General features: G+C 40.0%; 21 protein-coding genes and 2 tRNA genes. 13 read left to right on the forward strand and 10 right to left on the reverse strand.

The window, feature by feature from the left end; translation table 11 throughout:
* The first annotated feature begins 103 nt into the window (after positions 1–103).
* Entirely contained in the window at positions 104–1,231 is a 1,128-nt protein-coding gene (gene folK, locus BLQ05_RS02185) for a 2-amino-4-hydroxy-6-hydroxymethyldihydropteridine diphosphokinase (protein WP_023575493.1), read from the forward strand.
* Here the strand turns inward: folK and BLQ05_RS02190 are convergent.
* Positions 1,224–1,766: an RNA methyltransferase gene (locus BLQ05_RS02190; protein ID WP_023575494.1), complete on the reverse strand. Its 543-nt coding sequence runs from the start codon at positions 1,764–1,766 to the stop codon at positions 1,224–1,226. The genes folK and BLQ05_RS02190 overlap by 8 nt on opposite strands.
* A gap of 68 nt (positions 1,767–1,834) precedes the next feature.
* Positions 1,835–2,320: a DUF1573 domain-containing protein gene (locus tag BLQ05_RS02195; RefSeq protein ID WP_035654063.1), complete on the reverse strand. Its 486-nt coding sequence runs from the start codon at positions 2,318–2,320 to the stop codon at positions 1,835–1,837.
* 143 nt (positions 2,321–2,463) lie between these two features.
* On the opposite strand from BLQ05_RS02195, the gene mutS reads away from it, so the two are divergent.
* The 6 genes from mutS (at position 2,464) to BLQ05_RS02220 (ending at position 7,723) form a co-directional block, all read left to right on the forward strand.
* The gene (gene mutS, locus BLQ05_RS02200) at positions 2,464–5,070 is read left to right on the forward strand and encodes a DNA mismatch repair protein MutS (RefSeq protein WP_023575496.1); all 2,607 of its coding nucleotides are present in this window, start codon (positions 2,464–2,466) and stop codon (positions 5,068–5,070) included.
* A 144-nt stretch (positions 5,071–5,214) separates the two neighbouring features.
* Positions 5,215–5,287 (forward strand) — tRNA-Gly (locus BLQ05_RS02205).
* Between the two features lie 16 nt (positions 5,288–5,303).
* Positions 5,304–5,387 (forward strand) — tRNA-Leu (locus BLQ05_RS02210).
* Between the two features lie 222 nt (positions 5,388–5,609).
* On the forward strand, positions 5,610–7,178 hold the full coding sequence (locus BLQ05_RS02215) for an OmpA family protein (protein WP_023575497.1): 1,569 nt from the start codon (positions 5,610–5,612) through the stop codon (positions 7,176–7,178).
* A 4-nt stretch (positions 7,179–7,182) separates the two neighbouring features.
* Positions 7,183–7,317 carry a hypothetical protein gene (locus BLQ05_RS13890; RefSeq protein ID WP_023575498.1) on the forward strand — a complete coding sequence of 45 codons (135 nt, stop codon included), beginning with the start codon at positions 7,183–7,185 and terminating at the stop codon, positions 7,315–7,317.
* Between the two features lie 64 nt (positions 7,318–7,381).
* Positions 7,382–7,723, forward strand: coding sequence for a YegP family protein (locus BLQ05_RS02220; protein ID WP_023575499.1), 342 nt, complete (start codon positions 7,382–7,384; stop codon positions 7,721–7,723).
* A gap of 39 nt (positions 7,724–7,762) precedes the next feature.
* Here BLQ05_RS02220 and clpX read toward each other — a convergent pair whose 3' ends face one another.
* From clpX to BLQ05_RS02260, 8 genes are all read right to left on the reverse strand, one after another.
* On the reverse strand, positions 7,763–8,995 hold the full coding sequence (gene clpX, locus BLQ05_RS02225) for an ATP-dependent Clp protease ATP-binding subunit ClpX (protein ID WP_023575500.1): 1,233 nt from the start codon (positions 8,993–8,995) through the stop codon (positions 7,763–7,765).
* Positions 8,996–9,082: 87 nt separating this feature from the next.
* Positions 9,083–9,742, reverse strand: coding sequence for an ATP-dependent Clp endopeptidase proteolytic subunit ClpP (gene clpP, locus BLQ05_RS02230; protein ID WP_023575501.1), 660 nt, complete (start codon positions 9,740–9,742; stop codon positions 9,083–9,085).
* An 84-nt stretch (positions 9,743–9,826) separates the two neighbouring features.
* Positions 9,827–11,152, reverse strand: a complete 1,326-nt coding sequence (gene tig, locus BLQ05_RS02235) for a trigger factor (RefSeq protein WP_023575502.1) — start codon at positions 11,150–11,152, stop codon at positions 9,827–9,829.
* Between the two features lie 195 nt (positions 11,153–11,347).
* Positions 11,348–11,686 (reverse strand): phage holin family protein, encoded by a 339-nt coding sequence (locus BLQ05_RS02240; RefSeq protein WP_023575503.1) that lies wholly within the window; start codon positions 11,684–11,686, stop codon positions 11,348–11,350.
* Between the two features lie 75 nt (positions 11,687–11,761).
* Positions 11,762–13,342 carry an SGNH/GDSL hydrolase family protein gene (locus tag BLQ05_RS02245; protein WP_035654065.1) on the reverse strand — a complete coding sequence of 527 codons (1,581 nt, stop codon included), beginning with the start codon at positions 13,340–13,342 and terminating at the stop codon, positions 11,762–11,764.
* Positions 13,343–13,360: 18 nt separating this feature from the next.
* On the reverse strand, positions 13,361–14,605 hold the full coding sequence (locus BLQ05_RS02250) for an OmpP1/FadL family transporter (RefSeq protein ID WP_023575505.1): 1,245 nt from the start codon (positions 14,603–14,605) through the stop codon (positions 13,361–13,363).
* Positions 14,606–14,749: 144 nt separating this feature from the next.
* Complete coding sequence (locus BLQ05_RS02255; RefSeq protein ID WP_035653928.1) at positions 14,750–15,517, reverse strand: alpha/beta fold hydrolase; 768 nt, start codon at positions 15,515–15,517, stop codon at positions 14,750–14,752.
* The gene (locus BLQ05_RS02260) at positions 15,517–16,230 is read right to left on the reverse strand and encodes a pyridoxine 5'-phosphate synthase (RefSeq protein WP_023575507.1); all 714 of its coding nucleotides are present in this window, start codon (positions 16,228–16,230) and stop codon (positions 15,517–15,519) included. The genes BLQ05_RS02255 and BLQ05_RS02260 overlap by 1 nt, the downstream gene beginning before the upstream one ends.
* A gap of 92 nt (positions 16,231–16,322) precedes the next feature.
* On the opposite strand from BLQ05_RS02260, the gene BLQ05_RS02265 reads away from it, so the two are divergent.
* The 6 genes from BLQ05_RS02265 to BLQ05_RS02290 all read left to right on the forward strand — a co-directional run bounded on the left by BLQ05_RS02265 (position 16,323) and on the right by BLQ05_RS02290 (position 23,192).
* Entirely contained in the window at positions 16,323–16,982 is a 660-nt protein-coding gene (locus BLQ05_RS02265) for a CBS domain-containing protein (protein WP_023575508.1), read from the forward strand.
* A gap of 15 nt (positions 16,983–16,997) precedes the next feature.
* The gene (locus BLQ05_RS02270) at positions 16,998–17,882 is read left to right on the forward strand and encodes an NAD kinase (RefSeq protein ID WP_023575509.1); all 885 of its coding nucleotides are present in this window, start codon (positions 16,998–17,000) and stop codon (positions 17,880–17,882) included.
* A gap of 152 nt (positions 17,883–18,034) precedes the next feature.
* Positions 18,035–18,718, forward strand: a complete 684-nt coding sequence (porG, locus tag BLQ05_RS02275) for a type IX secretion system protein PorG (RefSeq protein WP_023575510.1) — start codon at positions 18,035–18,037, stop codon at positions 18,716–18,718.
* 1 nt (position 18,719) lies between these two features.
* Positions 18,720–19,460: an undecaprenyl pyrophosphate synthase gene (locus BLQ05_RS02280; protein WP_023575511.1), complete on the forward strand. Its 741-nt coding sequence runs from the start codon at positions 18,720–18,722 to the stop codon at positions 19,458–19,460.
* On the forward strand, positions 19,396–22,134 hold the full coding sequence (gene bamA / locus BLQ05_RS02285) for an outer membrane protein assembly factor BamA (RefSeq protein ID WP_035653930.1): 2,739 nt from the start codon (positions 19,396–19,398) through the stop codon (positions 22,132–22,134). The genes BLQ05_RS02280 and bamA overlap by 65 nt, the downstream gene beginning before the upstream one ends.
* Positions 22,135–22,172: 38 nt before the next feature.
* Positions 22,173–23,192 (forward strand): OmpH/Skp family outer membrane protein, encoded by a 1,020-nt coding sequence (locus BLQ05_RS02290; protein WP_035654066.1) that lies wholly within the window; start codon positions 22,173–22,175, stop codon positions 23,190–23,192.
* Positions 23,193–23,207: the final 15 nt, after the last annotated feature.

Raw genomic sequence — 23,207 nt, forward strand, 5'->3', positions numbered from 1 at the left:
GTAGCCAAAATGTTAAAATTGTTACAGTTGTCCGAAAAAAATAAGTTATCAACAGTTACCATAAATAGCCTTAATTTTAAAATTCATTTCGTTATTTTGCCACATGGACAGTCAGCATCAAGTTGTTTTATCGTTAGGCAGCAATCAGGGGAATCGTTTGGGAAACATTCAAGCCTGTATCGCTTTGATTCATAAAAACATAGGCACTGTCATCCGCGTTTCAAAATTATACGAAACACCTGCATGGGGTTTTGAAAGCGATGCTTTTTACAATTGTGCACTACTGCTACACTCGGCTTTTTCCGCAGACAAAATTCTGGACAAAATTCTGGACACCGAAAAACAGCTGGGCCGCATCCGAGGTGAAAAAGAAGGATATCAGGCAAGGGTCATCGATATTGACATTATCGCATTCGATGAGATTATTCTAGAGACTGAAAAATTACACATCCCGCACCCTCAGATGCACAACCGTTTGTTTGTTTTATTACCAATGTTGGATTTGAACATCGATTGGACGCATCCGAAACTACAGAAATCAACATCAGAACTGATAAAAGAAACCGACGATAAAAGCGAATGTAAAGTTGTTAGGGATTTGAAAGCGCCTTTGGAAAATTTCAACTTACAACAATACAACTATATCGCCATAGAAGGAAATATCGGAGCCGGAAAAACCACGTTATCGGCTAAAATTTCAGAAGATTTTAATGCGAAACTGGTATTGGAGCGTTTTGCCGACAACCCCTTTTTGCCCAAATTTTACAAAGATCAGAATCGGTATGCCTTCCCGTTGGAAATGTCTTTTTTGGCCGATCGGTACCAACAATTATCGGATGATTTGGCGCAATTTGATTTGTTCAAGGATTTTATTGTCGCCGATTATCATATTTTCAAATCGCTGATTTTCGCCAAAGTTACGCTGGCCGAAGACGAGTACCGCTTGTACAAAACCATGTTCGACATCATTTACAAAGAAATGCCCAAACCGGATTTGTATGTGTATTTATATCAGAATACCGAGCGTTTGCTCAGTCAGATTAAACAACGTGGTCGTTCCTACGAACAGGAAATTCCGGCCGAATATCTGGAGAAAATCAATCAGGGGTATTTGGATTACATCAAAACCCAGACCGATTTAAACATCCTGATTATTGATGTTTCCGATATGGATTTTGTGGAAAATCAGGAAGATTACCTGAAGATACTCGAGCTTATAAACGCTAAGTGATTTTCCGATTTGTCATTTTCTGAAACAAATCCCAAATAACGATTCCGGCACTCACGGATATATTTAAGGAATGTTTGGTGCCCAATTGCGGAATTTCGATTACGCCGTCGCACACATGGATGGCTTCCTGCGCCACACCTTTCACTTCGTTCCCAAAAACCAAAGCGTATTTTTCGTTTGATTTCACTCCAAAAGCATTCAACATCACGGCATGTTCCACCTGTTCGACGGCATGAACCAAAACGTTTTCTGCTTTAAGCTTTGCAATGACTTCCAACACATCCTTCGCATATTCCCAGGTAACCGTATCCGTTGCACCTAAAGCGGTTTTGTGAATTTCCTTGTTGGGAGGTGTTGCCGTAATACCGCACAGGTAAATTTTCTCAATCAGGAACGCATCAGCTGTTCGGAACACCGAACCGATATTGTGCAGGCTTCGGATGTCGTCCAAAACAATAATTAACGAGGTTTTATCAGCTTGTCTGAATTCTTCTACGTTCTTACGATCTAATTCGGCGTTGGCAAGTTTTCTCATGGTATTGCATTAAAAAAGCCTCCAAAATTAAACATTTTGAAGGCTTTCAGAAGTATTATTTTGTGAAATTAGCTTTTCACTTCCTGAGTTTTTACCGCAGCCGCTTTCACTTCCCCTTTAATGGTTAACGTTTTTGGAGTTGTAGAGGCATTTGAAGTTACATTCACATTTTTGGTAAATGGACCCACTCTGTTTGTATCATATTTTACTTTGATTACCGCTTTTGCACCCGGAGCAATCGGCTCTTTTGGAGCTTCCGGCACGGTACAACCGCAAGTTCCGGTAGCACTCATGATGATTAACGGTTTATTACCATTGTTTACCAAAACGAATTCTCTGTGTCCGTCTGCATTTTGTTCAATCGTTCCGTAATCAATCGTTTCATTTTCAAAAACCATTCCGGCACCTTCCACCTTCGGTAATTTAGCTTTTTTAACTTTTTTGGTTTTCTTAACTTCCGTTTTCACTTTAGTAGTTGAAGCGATTTCCTGAGCACTAACTTCAGTAGCAAGTCCGAAAACGAAAAATGCGCTTAATAGTAATATTTTTTTCATAACCATTTGTATTTAAACATTTAGAAAGCAAATCTATTAAAAAAAGGGATTCGTTAAAGCAATGAAGCGAATTTTAATTAATTTTTAAGACTTCCGTTTCTGAAATAAAGTCTTCGTGTATATTTGCAAACAAACCCGTTACCATGTCAGCAAAAGAAAAAGCGCCGAAAGAAACCCCGTTAATGAAACAGTACAACGAGATAAAAAACAAATATCCCGATGCTTGTCTGCTATTTCGCGTAGGTGATTTTTACGAAACTTTTGGTGACGATGCGGTTCGTGCCGCCGGAATATTAGGCATTACCTTAACCAAACGCGGTGCCGGTTCGGAAACTGAAACTGCTTTGGCCGGATTTCCGCACCATTCCATCAATACGTATTTACCTAAATTGGTTAAAGCCGGACTTCGCGTAGCGATTTGCGATCAGCTGGAAGACCCAAAAATGACCAAAACGATTGTAAAACGTGGCGTAACCGAATTGGTGACTCCCGGTGTGGCAATGAACGATGAAGTATTGCATTCGAAATCGAATAACTTTTTGGCTTCCATTCACTTTGGTAAAAAAACCATCGGTGTTGCCTTTTTGGATGTTTCCACCGGGGAATTTATAACCGCACAAGGTAACGAAGAATATATTGACAAATTACTACAGAACTTTAACCCGAGTGAGGTTTTGGTTCAGAAACATTATAAAAATCAGTTTAAAGACAGTTTCGGAGAAGATTTTCATTCGTTCTTTCTGGAAGATTGGATTTACAAAGAAGATTACGCTTTTGAACGATTGACGAATCATTTTCAGACGAATTCCCTGAAAGGTTTCGGCATCGAAGAATTACAGGAAGGAATCATCGCATCAGGTGCGATTCTATACTATTTATCGGAAACACAACACAATAAAATACAGCACATTACCAACATTCATCGTATTGCGGAAGATGCTTACGTTTGGATGGATAAATTCACGATTCGTAATTTGGAATTGTACCATAGTTACAATCCGAATGCCGTTACGTTATTGGATGTGATTGACCGGACCTTGTCTCCGATGGGAAGTCGTTTACTGAAACGCTGGTTGGCCTTACCCCTAAAAGATGCCAAGAAAATTCAGGGTCGTCATGAAGTGGTCGAGTATCTGAAAGCCAACAAAGAAGTGCTACAAAACATGCAGTACCAGATCAAACAAATATCCGATTTGGAGCGTTTGATTTCGAAAATTGCCACCGGAAAAGTGAGTCCGCGCGAAGTCGTGTATTTATGTCAGTCTTTGGATGCCATCATTCCGATGAAAACACAAGCGCTGGAAAGTACCAATGAGGCTTTAAAAACCATTGGCGACAGTTTGCACTCTTGCGATTTATTACGCGAAAAAATCAAAACCACCTTAAATCCTGATGCGCCGGTAGCCATCAGCAAAGGAAATGCGATTGCCAAAGGAATTCATGACGAATTGGACGAATTGCGTTCCATCGCGTTCTCCGGAAAAGAGTATCTGGAAGCCATGGAAGCCCGTGAAAGCGAAAAAACCGGTATTCCGTCGTTAAAAATATCGTTTAATAATGTTTTCGGATATTATATCGAAATACGAAACACTCATAAAGACAAAGTACCCTCGGAGTGGATCCGTAAGCAAACCTTAGTGAATGCCGAACGGTATATTACCGAAGAACTGAAAGAATACGAAACCAAGATTTTGGGAGCCGAAGAGAAAATTTACAAACTCGAATCGGAATTGTTCGAGCAATTGGTGCTTTGGATTGCCACCTATATTAAACCCGTGCAGCTGAATGCCAATCTGGTAGCCCAACTGGATTGTTTGTGTTCGTTTACCCAATTGGCCATCGAAAACAACTACGTGCGTCCGGAAATTGACGAAAGTTTCGAATTGGACATCAAAAACGGTCGTCATCCCGTAATTGAAAAACAATTGCCTGTTGGTGTTCCTTATATCGCCAATGATGTTTTTCTGGACAGCGAAACGCAACAGATCATTATGATTACGGGTCCGAATATGTCGGGTAAATCGGCTATCCTGCGCCAAACCGCTTTGATTGTTTTGTTGGCACAGATGGGAAGTTTTGTACCGGCCGAAAACGTGCGTATGGGTATTGTCGACAAAATCTTCACCCGTGTGGGCGCGAGCGACAACATTTCGATGGGCGAATCGACCTTCATGGTGGAAATGAACGAAACCGCATCCATTTTGAACAACATTTCGAACCGTAGTTTGGTCTTATTGGATGAGATTGGTCGAGGAACTTCAACCTATGACGGAATTTCGATTGCCTGGGCCATTGCAGAATACCTGCACGAACACCCGAACAAACCGAAAACGTTATTTGCCACGCACTATCATGAACTGAATGAAATGGAAGTAACGTTTGAACGGGTTCAGAATTTCAATGTTTCGGTGAAAGAATTAAAAGATACGGTACTTTTCATCCGAAAATTAGTTAAAGGCGGCAGTGCACACAGTTTTGGTATTCATGTGGCTAAAATGGCCGGAATGCCACAAACGGTTATCCTGAAAGCCCAAAAGCTATTAAAAAAGCTCGAAAAAGACCATTCCAGTGAAGCATTGGCAGGAATAAAATCGCACAAAGAAGAATTACAGTTGAGTATTTTTAACCTGGACGACCCGCTTTTGGAAGAAATTAAGGAGGAAATTCTGAATTTGGACATTAACACCTTAACTCCGGTGGAAGCCCTGATGAAGCTGAACGAAATCAAGCGGATGTTAACTAAAAAATAAACCCGTTGTAAAACAATCGTTATCAAAGAATTAAAAAAAAGTTTGTTTTTTTTCAACGTAAACGCTTGCAAAATTAAATTTATGTTTTACATTTGCACTCGCAATACGAAACAAGTACTGCTGTTCTTTTGAAAAATTGCACATGCGAAAATAGCTCAGCTGGTAGAGCGCAACCTTGCCAAGGTTGAGGTCGCGGGTTCGAACCCCGTTTTTCGCTCAACTCCAATTATAATGCTCGAGTGGTGGAATTGGTAGACACGCTGGACTTAAAATCCAGTGGACATTAGTCCGTGCGGGTTCAAGTCCCGCCTTGAGTACAAAAGCTTCATGCGCTTAGGCGAATGAAGCTTTTTTTATTCCCTCCTATTTTAATTTGTTACAAATACAACACTATTTGTTATTATTGTTATATTGCCATTAAACGACTTTTTGTGCATTTTAACGATTTTTTAATGATTCTATAATATAAGAAGTACTTTTGCACTCGATTTTAGATTATTAAAAGTAAATCGTCCAAAAACAAAAACAAATCGTAAAAAATGAGAACTACAGTTCTATTACTTGCCCTTATAACATTTTCACTTCCCGCTTTTTCACAAGGAGGACAAAACAAAAAACACACCAACAAGGTTTTAACCGTTTCCAAAATGGAAACTACCGGTTTGAACTTCATCACTAATGATGCCGGAATCAACACGGAACTTTCAGAAGTGGGCTCCACTTTTTTCATGGACAAATACTTGGTGTTATCCAACAAAAAAAGAGGTTTCGCTAAAGTTACGGTTGACACCAATACCAATACCCCTAACAATAACCTGTTTTGCGTAAATGTGGACAAATACGGCAACCTTTCCTATCCGGTGGTATTCTCAAAATTATTGGACGGCGAAACCAATGAAGGCGGCGTAGCCTTTTCTCCGGATCAGAAAACGATGTACCTGACAAGAGCCAAAGCCAACAACCCCAATCAATACACGATTTTTAAAGCTACTTTGGATTTGGAAATCAAAGGCTACTGGAAAGACGTTCAGGAATTAAGTATCAATAACGATAAGTATTCCGTAGAAACGCCATTTATAACAGCAGACGGAACGAAAATGTATTTTTCATCTGATAAGCCGGGCGGTTTCGGAGGATTTGATATCTATGTAGCCGATGTACTGGCTGACGGAACCATTGAAAATCCAATCAACTTAGGACCAACGGTGAATTCTGCAAAAAATGAAAAATACCCATACGCTTCCGGCAGATACATGTATTTCTCTTCGGAAGGACATGAAAACTACGGCGGATACGACATTTTCAGAACTTCCTTAACCGAAAACGGAATTACAAACCGTTGCAATATCGGAAACACGTTGAACACACCAAACGACGAAGTGGCTTTTATCTTGAGTAGCCCAACCAAAGGATATATCTCATCCAACAAGAACAGTGACAAAGCCGATTTCAATGTTTATAAATTCGAATTGACCCGCATCGCACAAAACCTAAATGCAACCGTAGTGGAAACCCACTCAAAAATCGCTTTACCAAACGCAAAAGTGGTGGTTAAAAACGAATTTGGAGAAGTAATCAAAAACACCACTTCAGATGAAAACGGAAGAATCGCTTTAGCCGTGGAGCCATTAACGCAGTATTCCATCGTAACAGAAAAAGACGGGTACGATATTAACCTATCCAACTTTAAAGCCTGGAGTAACACCAACAACAACTACAGCGAAGTGATTGCAATGAACCAGACAAAAGCCGAAATCATTGACAACGCTATCGTGATTGAGAACATCTATTTCGATTTCAACAAAGCGACCGTTAAGAAAGAATCCGAGCTTTCACTGAACAAAATTATTGAAGTGTTGAATACGAAACCGGAAATGAAAATTGCCATCAATGCACACACGGATGCCAAAGGTTCAGATGCTTACAACATGAACTTATCGAACAAACGTGCTAAGGCAGCTTATGCCTACTTGATCAGCAAAGGAATTCCTGCAGAAAGATTGGAGTACAAAGGATTTGGAGAAACGCAATTGAAATTCAACTGTGGTGCTAAATGTACGGAAGAACAAGACAGCAAAAACAGAAGAATCGAATTCATCATCCAATAATTCAATGAAAAAAATAATTTATACTGCCATCTTAACCACAACCGTTTTACTAACCTCCTGCTCAAGCGGATGGAACTGTAAAGCGCGATATGTAAAATCAGACACTGCAAAAAAGAAAGAAACACACCGCATTGCTTAAATAAAAAGTCCCGATTTGTTCGGGACTTTTATATTTTTGCAGGCTTTCACACCAAACATTTCAAATGGGAACCTTCGCAATCAGCAAAAAAGAGAACGGACTAATCAAATTTGAGTTTAACTCCCGAAAAGGAAAGACCCTTTTTACCAGCCAGTCCTACAAAAGCAAAGAGGAATGCGAGAAAGACATTTTGTTTTTGAAAGAGCGCATCGAAAACGTTTCCTTTTTGAAATTCAAAACCCCAGCCGGAAAGTTCTTCTTTAAATTGATTCACGGCGGACATATTCACGGTATCAGCAGAAAATTTACCACCGAATTACTTTTGGCCAAAGGTCTGGACGAAATGAAAAACAACTTTATCGCATCCGAAATACTCGACTTTTCCGAAGAAATATTTTTCGATTAAGCATAAAAAAATCCCGATGTTACTATCGGGATTTTTCATTTAGGAAGCAGCTTGCAAACGCTGCAGTAAATTTTTACTCAGCGAATGTTCTGCGTAATCTTTATCGATAAACAATTCCGTTTCATCGGAACTTGGCAAATCGTACATCGCATCCGTTAAAATCGCTTCACAAAGCGAACGCAATCCGCGGGCACCCAATTTGTATTCCAACGCTTTGTCGACAATGAAATCCAACGCGTCATCCGAAATGGTAAATTCCACATCGTCCATGGCAAACAATTTCTTGTATTGTTTCACCAAAGCGTTTTTAGGTTCCGTAAGAATCGCGCGTAACGTTTCCTTATCCAACGGATCCATGTGCGTTAACACCGGAAGACGTCCGATGATTTCCGGAATCAATCCGAAGTCCTTAATGTCTTTCGGAATGATGTATTGCAATAAATTGTCTTTGTCGATCGCATCGGAGTTTTTAGAAGTCCCGTATCCTACCGCCTGACGGTTCAAACGTTTGGAAATGATTCGTTCGATACCATCGAAAGCACCACCGGCAATAAACAGAATGTTCTGCGTATTCACTTCAACGAATTTCTGATCCGGGTGTTTACGACCTCCTTTTGGCGGCACATTCACAACCGTTCCTTCCAGCAGCTTCAACAGCGCCTGTTGCACACCTTCTCCCGAAACATCTCGTGTAATGGAAGGGTTGTCGCTCTTACGCGCAATTTTATCAATCTCGTCGATGAAAACGATCCCTCTTTCGGCTTTAGCCACATCGTAATCGGCTGCCTGTAACAATCGGGTTAAAATACTTTCCACATCTTCCCCAACGTAGCCTGCTTCGGTTAATACCGTCGCATCAACAATCGCTAAAGGCACGTTCAGCATTTTGGCAATCGTTTTGGCCACCAAGGTTTTCCCGGTACCGGTTTGCCCCACCATTACGATGTTACTTTTTTCGATTTCCACTTCATCATCCAATTGCTTTTGCAGCAAACGTTTGTAGTGGTTGTATACCGCCACCGACATCACTTTTTTGGTCTGATCCTGTCCGATGACATACTGATCTAAAAAGGCACGAATTTCCTTCGGTTTACTCAATACTAAATCGGCAAGCAATCCGGAATTTCCGCTTTGTTTCAATTCTTCCAATACAATGCCGTGTGCCTGCTCAATACACTTATCACAGATGTGCGCATTGATTCCGGCAATCAGCAAATTAGTCTCTGGCTTTTTCCTTCCACAAAAAGAACACTCTAATACTTCTTTAGCCATTTTTTATATTTTTAAGTAACGGTCTTAAAGCCTACAGTCTAAAGTGTGTTTTGACTTTAAACCTTCGTCTTTATGACTTTTTGCAATTTAACTTCTTCTCAACACTTCATCGATCATACCGTATTCTTTCGCCTCATCCGCTTTCATCCAGTAATCTCTTTCACTGTCTTTAAACACTTTATCGTAAGGTTGTTTCGAATGTTTTGAAATGATTTCATACAACTCTTCTTTTAATTTCAACATTTCTCTCAGGTTGATTTCCATATCGGTAGCAACTCCCTGCGCACCTCCTGAGGGTTGGTGAATCATTACGCGGGAATGGGGTAACGCCGAACGTTTTCCTTCCGCACCGGCACACAGTAAAACCGCTCCCATGGAAGCCGCCATACCGGTACAAATTGTCGCTACATCCGGTTTTACAAACTGCATGGTATCGTAAATCCCTAAACCGGCATACACACTTCCGCCCGGTGAATTGATATAAATGCTGATGTCTTTAGAGGCATCCACACTTTCCAGGAACAATAACTGTGCCTGAATAATGTTGGCCACATAATCGTCTACACCTGTACCCATAAAAATGATTCTATCCATCATCAAACGGGAGAATACGTCCATGGAGGCTACGTTTAACTGGCGCTCTTCAATAATATACGGTGTCATGCTTCCTACGATTTTATCATAGTACATACTGTTAACTCCGTGATGCTTCGTGGCATATTTCTTAAATTCTTTTCCGTAGTTCATAAGGCTGGCTTTTTAGTTTGTAAAGTTAAAAAAAGCGCCAAACTAAATGTCTGACGCTCAAATATACTTATTTTTTACGAAAAATTATTCTCCGTACATTTCTTTAATAAAGTCTTGGTAAGAAACTTCTTTAGTCTTGGCAGAAACCTTTTCTTTGAACAAGTTCACCATCTTCTCGCTCATGATTTGCTCTGAAAGACGTTTCACTTCTTCTTGGTTCGACAATACTCTTGCCACGATTCCGTCAACATCAGCATCCGTAGGGTTCATTTGACCGAACTGTGCCATTTGTTTTTTGATCAATTCCGATGTAAAGGCTTTTAATTCTTCGAAAGTGGTTTGCAAATTGTTATCCACAATCACTTTTCCTTCGATTAACTGGTAACGCAATCCGTTTTCTGATTTTGCGTATTCCTCTTCTGCCTGCTCCGGAGTTAATGGGCTTTCACCAACGGTTTGAATCCATTTTTTAAGGAAGGCAGCCGGTAAGTCGAATTTCGTGCTTTCGATTAGGAATTCCGTAACATCGTTTAAGAATTTCTGATCGGCCTGAGAAGCGAATTGTTGTTCTGCATCTTCTTTGATTTTCGCTTTCACTTCTTCCACAGAAGTTACGTTTCCTTCTCCGAACAATTTATCGAACAATTCCTGATTCAATTCCGCTTTTTCAGAAGTATTGATTTCTTCAATTGTAAAGTTTACTTCAATATCCAATCCGTGAACATTGTCATGATCGACTTTTAGGTAGTCCATTAATTTGTGATCGTCATCAAAAAGACCTTTAGTTCCCAAAGTCACAACATCACCCACTTTTTTACCGATGAATTTTTTAGCATCCGTTTTTCTTTTGAAAATATCAAGATTGATGTTTACCGTATTGTTAATTCCGTTTTCTTCGTTAGTGAATGTTCCTCTTACATCGTCTCCTTCTTCAACTTTATCTTTCGAAATTAATTTACCGTATTGCTTTTGGATACGCTCCACTTGCTCGTCCAACATTTTATCGTCGGCAATAATGGTATATTTCGTGATTTTGTTTTTTGCGGATAAATCCACCTTGAATTCCGGAGCTAAGCCCAATTCAAATTCGAATTTATAGTTTTCGGCATCCCAATTGAAATCTTCCGTTATTTTTGGAAGCGGGTTACCAAGAATATCTAATTTTTCTTCAACCAAATAGTTGTTTAATGAATTTTGCAATAATTTGTTCACTTCATCCAAAAGAACCGCTTTACCGTATTGTTTCTGAATCAGACTCATTGGCACGGCACCTTTTCTAAATCCTGGAATACTGGCGTTTTTACGGTAATCTGCTAAAATTTTTTCAACCTGACCTGCATAATCCTCTTTAGTAACCTCAACAGTTACAATCGCATTTAATGCATCTACATTGCTTCTTGTAATATTCATTATTTTGATTTTTTTACATACTAAAATTGGGTTGCAAAATTATATATTTTTTACAACCCAACCAAGTTTTTAACCTATTGTATTTCATTCGATTATAAATATTGCCTTTTCCGTGACATCATGAAGCAAACAAAGTGCTATTTATCTTACCCTGTCAGGATTATTCGCTAATCAAAGACAACTGAAAAACTGTGGTTAATCTTTCACAAAAAGATTCAAAACCCATTGACTTACTGAAAGAACCACACTAAAAACCAACGCATTCAGAAAGCTGTCCACTTTAAATTCATCGATAAAATAATCGGCAAGCAAAACCATTCCGGCATTGATTACCAAAAGAAACAGCCCCAAAGTCACCACGGTAATGGGTAGCGTAAAGAAAACCAGAACCGGTTTCAGAAAGGTATTTAACAACGCTAATACCACAGCAACAATCAATGCCGCTTTGATTGTATTCACATGAATGCCAGGAAGGAAATTGGCCAAAACCACAATAAGAATGGTTGTGAGTAAAAGTCGGATAAGTAAATTCATTTTATGCGATTTAATATTGTATAAAAATAAAAAAAGCGCTGAAAATCCAGCGCTTTTTTTTCGAAATATTATATTTTAGTTTGTCGTCAAAATAGTAACTCCAGGGAAACCTCCAACTTCATGGATTGGTAATTTCGCTTTATAATGCGAATTGATCACTTTAATGATTTCATTAGCAATTACCGCATATCCTCTAGGATTTGGATGCACCCCGTCCAAAGAGAATAATACCGTACTGATATTTGAAGTTCCCGCAAAATAGTTCGCCGTATAAATCTGACCATCATCCAATCGTAAACCGGACACCAAACGATTCATAATCGCATTCATATCCGCCACCGCCAGTCCTTTGGAAGCAGCTATCGCACGAATTGAAGTATTATAGGAAGCCGTTGCGTCTGCAATAGCCGTTTTTTCAGTCGGAATTAAGATATGTTTGTCTTCTAACGGATACGTAATACCGTATTTATCCAACGGAGCCGGAACACCTGTTGGGGCAGCACCAATTGCAGATCTGGTGGTTAAAAGCACTAAATCCTGAGCCGTAGCCTGTCTTGCCTGACCAAAAACAGAACCGTAAAATGCAGCGGTTGCCGCACCAAGTGATGGTGTGAATGCAGCCGTTAACTGAGCCGATAAGTTCGTCAAAGACTCATCTTTAATCAACAAAGGATTACCCCCGGTAGTTGACAACAAATTGATTCTGTCACCGGCTCCGAAAGCAGTCAGTGCCTGCTTCAAAGGACCATACAATTGCGCATTTAAAGCACCTATTGTAGCATCGCCTACGGCCGTATTTCCACCACCCAAAACACTTGACGTTAATGGATTATAAGGCACCGTAGTAAAGAACGGTATGGACGTTACACTAGGAATAGTAGCCACCACCCCTTTTGCACCATTTGAAGTAAGCGTATTTACAATTGTAGAATACACACTGGCAAAAACATTTCCATTAGTGATATCGTTCCCGCCATAAGTTGACGGATCTAAATTTCCTGTTACGTTATGATCGACCCCTACACCACCGGAAGTAGCGAAAGACAACACATCATTGGATCCGATCCAGTTGGTAAAGAAGGTTGGGTTTTTAGTCATTGCATCACCTAAAACCGTAGCGGTTGGTGAAGTTGCATGACGAACAAAATATGGATTCGACTGACCCAAAGCAACTCCGGCTACATTTCCGTATCCTGCAGCCAACAAATGAAATGATTTCGCACCCGGAACTCCCATGTTATTATAAGCAGTTGCCTGAAGATTTGAAACTTCAATCGTTGGTGTTCCCGCAATAGGCTCTGGCCCTCCTGCTGAGAAATCTATCACCAATCTTGTTCCAGAAATAGGTATTCCTCCTAATGTAAGCCCGCCAAGATTATTCACATCATCTGCATAAGAAGGCTGTGTAAATGCACCACCTCCAACAACTCCAAATTTCTGTGCCAAAAGGTTCGGATACGAATACGCTTGTCCTCCACGAGAAACAGTCCCGTCCATGTAACCAGCCGTCAATGAATTTCCAATCGCCACATACGTAGAGAAATCGGCCTCTCCAGCAGAATAGGAAGCATTCGTTATTTCATTCTCAAATTCCGGCTCACAAGATGCAAACCCTAAAGCTGCCAATACAGCTAAATATATAAATTTATTTTTCATCATGATTTTCTTTTAATATTAGAAGCTATACGTTAAACCAAGACCCGGAGAGAAAACAGTCGATTTGTAAGTTCCTCCAAACGGAATCACATTTCCGTTTTCAGAATAATGATTATAAGACGCATCAACTTCATCAAAATGTAAATACAGGAATGAAGCATCCACACCTAATTTTTTATTGATTTGGTACGTCAAACCACCTGTATACCCCATAGAATCGTTACGTGGTGTTTCCGGAGCAAAATATCCTGCAGAAATAGGACTTTCATCTTTATACCATCCCGCTCTGAACGTGAATTTATCGTTCGCCACATACTGCGTACCTACACGGTAAGTGTTTGTGTCCTGGTAGTTCCTTGCATTAACAGAAGTTGGCACATTATTTCCGAAATCTACAGTTAACGATTCGTAAGCACTCCACATTGTTCTGTTATAGTCAAAGGCAATCATCCATTTTTTGGTTACGTTAAAGGACAATCCGGCAGTAAGTTCTGCCGGTAAAGGAAGATCGGCATCAAAAGTAGTATTGGAATACGTTCCCTGGGCAAAACCAGGCACGTCATTAAATGTAGCGTCACCACCACGGGCTTCCATAATGATTTCAGAACGGTAGTTAACCCCCAAACGTAAATCTTTACAAGGATTGAACATAAAACCGGCTGTATAACCCCAAGCACTGATTCCAGTAGCTTCCAGGTTCACATCGGATCTGTTTCCGTTTTCATCTGTCAAGCTTCGGTTTAAATTTCTATTGAATGTAACCGCACCCGTAACATAAATTGGTCCGCCACCAATAGCGAATTCATCGCTAACTTTCAATGAAATGGTAGGCTGTACGTAAATCGCTTTCAAATCGATATTGTTCACCAAGTGCGAACCCTGCCAATCCTGATCCCATTCCACTTTACTACCGTATGGCGTATAAACCGCGATACCTGCAGATAACCATTTGTTTATTTTGTAAGAAGCATACACATTAAAGGGCGTTCCCAAATTGTCTGTGGAATTTTGCCAATTGTACGTTTCATTTTGAAATTTCGTTTTTGCAAAAAGAGCATTGGCACCAACCGAAGCATTGAATTTATCTTCCAGGAAAGCCATCCCGGCCGGGTTAAAAAACAAAACTTCAGCACTGTTCACAACGGCCACACCGGTGTGTCCCATCGCAAGCTGCTTCTGTCCCTGTAAACTCACACGATATCCTCCCGCAAATGCAGAAGTACCCGCTAAAGCCAGTAATGTTAAAGATAATAGTTTTCTCATAGTGTTAAAATGTGTTAGTTTTTTTATCAGTTTTTACAAAACATGAACCCAAATTTATAACAAAATATGGATTTTACAATTTTTTTAAGAAAAATGTTATGCAATCATACTATTTTCTTAAAAACCTTAAAAACAGTGTTAGATTTATTTTTTCAGGTACTCCAAAACCATTTCATAAAAATCGGCTGGATTTTCAGCATGCAGCCAGTGACCGGCATTTTTTACGGTTTTGATTTCTGCGGACGGAAAATGATATTTAATGGTTTCGAAATCGGAATCCAAAATATAGTCGGATTTGTCGCCACGCAGGAATAAAGTAGGTTTGTCGAAATGATTTTCAAACGGAAGCGCGTTGCCGATTGTTTCAATTTTACGGTTAAAAACATCGAGATTGAATCGGAAGCCCAATTGACCCGGCTCTACCCAATAAAGGTTTTTCAGCAGAAATTGCCTTGTACCGAAGTCCCTAATATAGCCCGAAAGCGTTTCTTCCACGGCTGCCCTGCTTGGTTTGGCAGAGAAGTCAATCGCATTCAGCCCTGCCAAGATAGTCTGATGATGGGGTGCATAATATTTCGGACCGATATCAGCCACAATCAGTTTTTCCACTTTTTCCGGATAAGCCGTTGCGAAAAGCATTGCAATTTTCCCCCCCATGGAATGACCCAAAAGAGCTATTTTATCTAATTGATGAGTCGCGCAATAGTCATACACATCCTGTACCATGACTTCGTAGGTGAATGCCTCATCGTGCGGGCTTTTTCCGTGGTTGCGCATATCCAACAGATGTACCTGAAATCCCTGTTGCGCAAACTGGCTTCCCAATGTTTTCCAATTGTCGGACATCCCCAGAAATCCATGAATTATCAGCAATGGCGTTCCTTCTCCTTCTATTCTTGAATACAGTTCCATCACTTCAGTCTTTGCAGGTACATATTAACCACATTTTCCAAGCCAAGATACAGCGATTCCGAAATTAAGGCATGACCGATAGAAACTTCCAAAAGGCCCGGAATGTTCTCCTTAAAGAATTTGATGTTGTCCAGACTCAAATCGTGACCCGCATTAATACCTAACCCTAATTCATTTGCCAAAACAGCCGAAGCCACATAGGGGTCGATTCCTTTTTTATTTCCCAATCCGTACTGATGTGCAAAAGCTTCGGTATACAACTCAATTCGGTCGGTACCGGTTGCTTTAGCCCCTTCAATCATTTCCAAAATCGGATCGACAAAAATCGACGTTCGGATGCCGTTGTTTTTAAATTCGGCAATAACTTCTTTTAAATACGCTTGGTTTTTCACCGTATCCCAACCCGCATTGGAAGTCAGCGCGCCAATCGCGTCCGGAACCAAGGTCACCTGAGTCGGTTTGCATTCCATCACCAGATCGATAAAATTATGCTGCGGATTGCCTTCAATATTGTATTCGGTATAAACAACCCCCACCAAATCGCGGGCGTCCTGATAACGAATGTGTCTTTCATCAGGCCGTGGATGCACTGTTATCCCTTCGGCACCAAAACGCTGAATGTCTTTGGCAACCTGCAGCAAATTAGGCACATTACCGCCTCGGGAATTCCTAAGCGTGGCGATTTTATTTATGTTTACGGATAATTTAGTCATAATAAAATGATTTTCCCACAAAAATACAAAGTTAAATTAAGGTAGAATGTCCTATTTTTTGATTATTTTGCAGTCGATTTCAATTTTACACTATGACTGAAATTACCGAATATATCAACAAAGAAGTGAATCCGATATGCATTGAGGATTCAGTGGAAGTGGCTCAGGATTTATTTCTTGAGTTTCCCTATAGTCATTTTCCGGTTTTGGAAGAGGGTGTTTACATTGGTTGTGCCAGCGCAGACGATGTGGAACTATTGGACAGCGACCGAAAGATTGGCGAATTCCGCTATACTTTCGAGCGCTTTTTTGTAAGAAACTCCACGAACTGGCTCGATGTTTTGGAAGTCTTTGCCAAAAACGAAACCAATGTTATTCCTGTTTTGGACGAAACCAATGCCTATATCGGATATTATGAAATGGCCGATATTATCAAATGCTTTCACGAAACTCCCTTTTTAAAAGAAGACGGCGGTGTTCTTGTGGTGGAAAAAGCCGTAAAAGACTATAAAATGAGTGAAATCACTCAGATTGTGGAAAGCAATGGCGCCCGTTTGCTGGGGCTTTTCATTTCGTATTCCGATTTGGAGAAAGTGCAGGTTACTGTAAAACTCAGTCTGGGCGGCATGAATGAGGTCATCCAAACCTTCCGACGCTACAATTATGAGATTATCAGCGAACATCAGGAAGACGCCTATCTGAACAACCTTAAAGACCGTTCGGATTACCTCGACAAATATTTAAACATCTAATTGAAAAAACACTGTATGAAGTTAGCGATTTACGGACAAACCTATCAGCAAAACACCAAAGACATTATTGATAGAATTTTGGCAGTGACCCAAAAACACAACGCAGAAGTGGTTTTTGAAGCTAATTATCACACCCTCTTGTTTGAGAACAATGTTTTTGAAAAAGAAATGACCACTTTTTCAAACCACACCCAACTTAACGACAGTTTTGATTTTTTCATCAGTATTGGCGGTGACGGAACCATGTTGCGTGCGGCCACCTTCGTGAAGAGCAAAAACATTCCCATTGTAGGCATCAACGCCGGCCGACTGGGCTTTTTGGCCAATGTGCAACAGGAAGCCATCGAAAAATTACTGCCTTTTTTATTTGAAGGAAATTACAAACTATCGCAAAGAACCTTATTAAGTCTGGAATGTTACCCGGACCCTTGTGATATTTTCGACTTGAATTTTGCCTTAAATGAAATTACGGTTTCCCGAAAAGACACCACTTCGATGATTACCATTGAAACCTGTCTTAATGGCGAATACTTAACTTCCTTCTGGTCTGACGGATTGATAATTTCCACACCTACAGGCTCTACTGGCTACAACCTAAGCTGTGGCGGACCGGTTATCACACCGGAATCAAAATGTTTGGTGATTACCCCAATCGCCCCACACAATTTGAATGTGCGTCCTTTGGTTATTTGCGATGAAACCGAAATAAAACTGAAAGTCTCCGGCCGTGAACCCCAGTTTCTGGTTTCGTTAGACTCCGGTACCAAAGCCATCGACAACGAAAACGAAATTCACATCAAAAAAGCACCGTTTACCATTAACATGGTCGATTTTCCCGAAGAAGGTTTCCTGAAAACCCTGCGAAACAAATTACTTTGGGGAGAAGACAAACGCAATTAGACAAATAAACCTTCCCCAAGCATACTATAAAGCCCACAAATCCCGTTAGGTAAAGATTATTTACAGTTTTATTACTTTTAACCCTGTGAAAATCCGACAATAAAAGTGGTTTAGAAATCAATATTGTTATATTTGCACACTATTTTAACAAAATGAAGAGAATCTTTATAGCAATTTTCTTTTTCCTGACATGCATTACAACAAATGCCCAGATTAATGAATTGGGTGTTTTTTTGGGAGGAAGCAATTACATTGGCGATGTAGGTCCCACGACATACATTGCCCCAAAGGATTTAAGCTTCGGTATTTTGTACAAATGGAACCGAAGTATACGGCATTCGTATCGGTTTTCGTATACTCAGGCAAAAATAACCTCCAATGATTTGGATTCTGATGCCCCTGCCAGAGAAAAAAGAGGGTACCGTTTTGAGAATGAAATCAAGGAACTCGCTGCCGGCTTGGAGTTTAACTTTTTTGATTTCAACCTCCATGAAAGCGGTGTTTTGGTAACACCTTATGTACATACCGGATTGGTTTTTTTCCGTTATGACGAATTGTATGTATTAAATGGTCAGACAAAGATTGACGAAAGCAAATATTCTTTCGCCATCCCAATGACTTTAGGAATAAAAACACGCATTGCAGATAAATTCGTATTGGGTTTGGAAAGCGGCGTGAGATATAGTTTTACGGATAATTTAGACGGAAGCAATCCCAAAAAAACGGATTTTGCCCCTTTAAAATTTGGAAATTTAAACAGTAACGACTGGTATGTTTTTACAGGGTTAACCTTAACCTATACCTTCGGACAAAACCCTTGTTACTGCGCAGAATAAAATGAGTTTGACAGAGAATATAAATAAGGATAATTTACCCAAACACCTGGCTATCATCATGGATGGTAACGGTCGATGGGCAAAACAAAAAGGAATGCTTCGCGCTTTTGGCCACGAAAAAGGGACCAAATCGGTTCGTGTTGTGGTCGAAGAATGTGCGAAATTAGGCATCGAAAACCTTACCCTTTATGCTTTTTCCACCGAAAACTGGAATCGTCCCAAACTTGAGGTGGACACTTTAATGAAGCTGTTGATTTCTTCCTTAAAAGGGGAACTCAAAACACTACAGAACAACGACATCCGTCTGAATTCCATAGGAAACCTGGACAACCTTCCGGCATCCGTAAAAAAAGAATTGACGGAAGTGATTGCCAAAACAAAAGACAACAAACGAATGACCTTAACGCTGGCCTTAAGCTACGGTTCCCGCGAGGAAATCATAACTGCGGTTAAAAACATCAGCGATAAAGTTAAAAATAATATAATTTCAACTACTGATATTGATGAATCGATTATTAATCAGCATCTTTACACGCATAATTTACCCGATGTAGATTTAGTGATTAGAACTAGTGGGGAGCACCGCATCAGCAACTTTTTGCTGTGGCAAATCGCTTACGCTGAGTTCTATTTTACTGATGTGTTATGGCCTGACTTTAGAGAAAAAGATTTATACGATGCAATTATCAGTTATCAAAAAAGAGAACGAAGATTTGGAAAAACCAGTGAACAAATTAAATAATTTCAGAATGTTTCAAAAAACTACAAAACTAGTTTTTGCTATTATATTTCTAGGAAGTATTTCCGCCGTAAATGCCCAAGACACCAATATTCCCGAAGCAGGAAAACAGTATATTCTCGCTAATGTAGATGTTACCGGTAAAATAACATACAATGAACAGACGGTAATTACCTTTGCCGGACTGGAAAAAGGCCAAAGCATTACCGTACCCGGAGACGAAATTAGTGGTGCCATTAAAAAACTATGGAAATTAGGACTTTTTAATGACATCAATTTTTATGTGGATAAGATTCAGAATGACAGCATTTATCTTGAACTGAACATCAATGAATTACCCAAACTTAAGGACGTGAAATTTCAGGGCGTTAAGAAAGGGAAAGTAGACGAATTGATTAAAGACAATGATCTTGTAAAAGACAAAGTCGTTAACGAAAACCTTCTGACAACCACTAAAAATTACATCGAAAACAAATACAAAAAAGACGGTTATTACAACACCAAAGTAGTAATCAACACCATACCCGACTCTACCGAAAACAGAGTGAACATGGTAGTAAACGTGGATCGTGGCAAAAAAGTAAAGATTAAAAGCATCGAATTCATAGGCAACTCCAAATTAAAAACCGGAAAGCTGAAACGCGCCATGGCCAACACCAAGAAAAAAGGGCTGCTGAACCCGATGCGTATCATAAAATCCTCCAAATTCATTAAAGAAAAATACAATGAGGATTTGGTTGCGGTTGTAGACAAATACAAAGAGAACGGATTTCGTGATGCCCGAATTACCAATGAAACGGTAACCTATAACGATAAGAAAAATACCGTTGCTATTAAAATCAACCTGGAAGAAGGACGAAAATATTATTTCGGTGACATTCGTTACCTGGGGAATACCGTCTACAACAACCAGGCTTTGGATCAGATCTTAGGAATTAAAAAAGGCGACGTTTACAACGGAAAGCTACTTCAGGAACGCATTGCCGACAAAACAAAACCGGATGGTGAGGATTTAACGAACCTCTACCAGAACAACGGTTACCTGTTCTCCAACATCAACGCGGTAGAAGTAAGAACTGCCAACGACACCATTGATTTCGAAATCAGAGTTACCGAAGGCCCTATCGCTTACTTTAACAATGTGACGGTTACCGGAAATGACAAAACCAATGACTATGTGATTTATCGTGAATTGCGTACGAAACCGGGTCAGAAATGGAGTAAAGACAATGTAATCCGAAGTATTCGTGAATTAGGCCAATTGGGTTTCTTTGACCCTGAGGCACTTAAACCGGATGTGAAGCCAAATGGCGCCGATGGTACGGTTGACATCAATTATAACGTAGTTGAAAAAGGATCCAGCCAGGTGGAACTCCAAGGAGGTTACGGCGGTGGCGGTTTCATCGGAACGTTAGGTTTATCCTTCAATAACTTCTCTATCCGAAATATTTTAAACAAAGAAGCTTACAAACCTTTACCAATGGGGGATGGTCAAAAAATGTCATTGCGTTTACAAGGAAGTTCCTATTTCCAAACGTACAGTCTTTCCTTCTCAGAACCTTGGTTTGGAGGTAAAAAACCCGTAAGTTTTTCAACATCAATATCACACAGTAAACAATTTTTATACAATTACTCCACCCGTGATGTAACCCGGGATCAGAGTTTTAACATTACCTCCTTATCGGTGGGTATAGCAAAAAAACTGACGGTGCCGGATGATTATTTCATCTTATCGCAATCGGTGGCCTTCCAGTACTACGATTTGAACAATTATTTTTCCGGATTATTCACCTTCGGTAACGGCGCTTCACGCAACCTTACCTACACCATTGGATTATCCCGAAACAGTAAAGGTTTCAACCCGATCTATCCAACCTACGGTTCGGAATTTACGGTTACCGGTAAATTCACATTACCATATTCATTAATGAATGGAGTAGATTACAAAAATTTAGGTAACTTAGAGGAAAATAAACTTGTAACAACGGAAAATCAGCAAACCACTGACGGAACGTATGTACCGGCTGGGACCTACCTGGACGAAGAGGGTAATGCAGTTCCCGGCAACAACTATGAATTGGCTGCAGCCGATGCGTCGAAAGTGGATCAGAAACGATTTAACTGGCTGGAATATTATAAAATTAAGTTCAAGGCAGATTGGTACACCAAAGTGTATGAAAAATTAGTTTTACGATCATTGGGTGAGTTTGGGTTCCTTGGAGCCTATAACAGCAATAGAGGTTTGGTTCCTTTTGAAAGATTTTATTTAGGTGGTGACGGATTGGCCAACTTCTCTATGGACGGTCGTGAGATGATTCAGTTACGAGGATACCCGAATCAGTCCTTAGCCCCAATTATCGAGACTGGCCCTAAAAGAGGTCAACAAACGGGAGGAACAATTTACAACAAGTTTTCATTGGAGTTACGTTACCCAATTTCATTGGCACAATCCGCTTCAATTTACGCGCTCACCTTCGTAGAAGGAGGTGCATCCTACGATTCGTTTAAAGGATACAATCCGTTTGCTTTAAAACGATCCGCAGGATTTGGTTTGAGAGTATTTATGCCGGCATTCGGTTTATTAGGAATTGATTTTGCCCACGGATTTGATGCACTTCCCGGCGAAACCCAAAAAAGCGGATGGCAAACCCATTTCATCATTGGCCAACAATTTTAAAGTTTGGCATGATAGTTGAAATTAACTTTATCAACGTTATGAGAAAACATTTTCTAATTGCAATTATTGCACTGACTTTTTCAGCAGCTCATGCCCAAGGAAAAGGGGTAAAAGTAGGTTACATTGACATGGATTATATTCTGGAAAAAGCACCGGAATATGCCGAAGCAAAAAATCAGCTGGAACAGAAAGCGCAGGTTTGGAAACAGGAGATCGAGGTTAAGAAAACCGAAATCACCAAGCTTAAAGAAAATTTAAATACGGAAAAAGTTCTTTTAACGAAAGAATTAATTTCGGAGAGAGAAGAAGCTATCGCGTTCCTTGAAAAAGAATTATTGGATTATCAGCAAAAAAGGTTCGGCCCGAACGGCGATCTGATGATACAGAAAGCCACGTTGATTAAACCGATTCAGGATCAGGTTTTCAATACGGTTCAAGATATCGCGGAACGAATGAAATACGATTTCGTTTTCGACAAATCATCTGACATGACCATGCTTTTCGCAGCACAGCGTTTCGACTTGAGCGACCGAGTTTTAAGAGAATTGACACGAGCTCAAAAGAAAGACCAATTATCTAAAAAGCAATTGAAAGACCAGGAAAAACAAGATGCCTTAGATGATATGGCTGCTGAAAATCCGGACCAAATAGAACGACAGAAAAAAATTGACGAGAAAAAAGCCGCCAGAGAAAAACTCTTAGAAGAACGCAAACTGGCTGCCGCGGAAAAGAAAAAAGCAATGGAAGACCGAAGACAACAACTTCTGGAAGAGCGAAAAAATAAAAACAAGAAAAAAGAAGACCCTAAAACTGAAAAGTCAGACGATATCGTTCCGTTTAAAACAACAGACAAAAAAGCTTCCGATTCGACAGTAACAAACAAAAAAGCAGAAGCGGACGCTAAAAGAAAAACCGCTGCGGAAGAACGCCAAAAGCTGATTGACGAAAGAAAAAAAGTACTTGACGAAAGACGAAAAAAAATACTAGAAGACAGAGAAAAAGCTAAAAAAGAAAAAGAAGACGCTCTGAAAAAGAAAACCGAGGAAAATAAAAATTAAAATCATTAACAACTA

The sequence above is a fragment of the Flavobacterium saliperosum genome (assembly GCF_900100625.1).
In the GTDB taxonomy this organism is placed as follows: domain Bacteria; phylum Bacteroidota; class Bacteroidia; order Flavobacteriales; family Flavobacteriaceae; genus Flavobacterium; species Flavobacterium saliperosum.

Bases quoted from the DNA above. Each gene is read 5' to 3' on its own strand.
- folK (WP_023575493.1), top strand. From the start codon at position 104: ATGGACAGTCAGCATCAAGTTGTTTTATCGTTAGGCAGCAATCAGGGG.
- BLQ05_RS02190 (WP_023575494.1), bottom strand. From the start codon at position 1,766: ATGAGAAAACTTGCCAACGCCGAATTAGATCGTAAGAACGTAGAAGAA.
- BLQ05_RS02195 (WP_035654063.1), bottom strand. From the start codon at position 2,320: ATGAAAAAAATATTACTATTAAGCGCATTTTTCGTTTTCGGACTTGCT.
- mutS (WP_023575496.1), top strand. From the start codon at position 2,464: ATGTCAGCAAAAGAAAAAGCGCCGAAAGAAACCCCGTTAATGAAACAG.
- BLQ05_RS02215 (WP_023575497.1), top strand. From the start codon at position 5,610: ATGAGAACTACAGTTCTATTACTTGCCCTTATAACATTTTCACTTCCC.
- BLQ05_RS13890 (WP_023575498.1), top strand. From the start codon at position 7,183: ATGAAAAAAATAATTTATACTGCCATCTTAACCACAACCGTTTTACTA.
- BLQ05_RS02220 (WP_023575499.1), top strand. From the start codon at position 7,382: ATGGGAACCTTCGCAATCAGCAAAAAAGAGAACGGACTAATCAAATTT.
- clpX (WP_023575500.1), bottom strand. From the start codon at position 8,995: ATGGCTAAAGAAGTATTAGAGTGTTCTTTTTGTGGAAGGAAAAAGCCA.
- clpP (WP_023575501.1), bottom strand. From the start codon at position 9,742: ATGAACTACGGAAAAGAATTTAAGAAATATGCCACGAAGCATCACGGA.
- tig (WP_023575502.1), bottom strand. From the start codon at position 11,152: ATGAATATTACAAGAAGCAATGTAGATGCATTAAATGCGATTGTAACT.
- BLQ05_RS02240 (WP_023575503.1), bottom strand. From the start codon at position 11,686: ATGAATTTACTTATCCGACTTTTACTCACAACCATTCTTATTGTGGTT.
- BLQ05_RS02245 (WP_035654065.1), bottom strand. From the start codon at position 13,342: ATGAAAAATAAATTTATATATTTAGCTGTATTGGCAGCTTTAGGGTTT.
- BLQ05_RS02250 (WP_023575505.1), bottom strand. From the start codon at position 14,605: ATGAGAAAACTATTATCTTTAACATTACTGGCTTTAGCGGGTACTTCT.
- BLQ05_RS02255 (WP_035653928.1), bottom strand. From the start codon at position 15,517: ATGGAACTGTATTCAAGAATAGAAGGAGAAGGAACGCCATTGCTGATA.
- BLQ05_RS02260 (WP_023575507.1), bottom strand. From the start codon at position 16,230: ATGACTAAATTATCCGTAAACATAAATAAAATCGCCACGCTTAGGAAT.
- BLQ05_RS02265 (WP_023575508.1), top strand. From the start codon at position 16,323: ATGACTGAAATTACCGAATATATCAACAAAGAAGTGAATCCGATATGC.
- BLQ05_RS02270 (WP_023575509.1), top strand. From the start codon at position 16,998: ATGAAGTTAGCGATTTACGGACAAACCTATCAGCAAAACACCAAAGAC.
- porG (WP_023575510.1), top strand. From the start codon at position 18,035: ATGAAGAGAATCTTTATAGCAATTTTCTTTTTCCTGACATGCATTACA.
- BLQ05_RS02280 (WP_023575511.1), top strand. From the start codon at position 18,720: ATGAGTTTGACAGAGAATATAAATAAGGATAATTTACCCAAACACCTG.
- bamA (WP_035653930.1), top strand. From the start codon at position 19,396: ATGCAATTATCAGTTATCAAAAAAGAGAACGAAGATTTGGAAAAACCA.
- BLQ05_RS02290 (WP_035654066.1), top strand. From the start codon at position 22,173: ATGAGAAAACATTTTCTAATTGCAATTATTGCACTGACTTTTTCAGCA.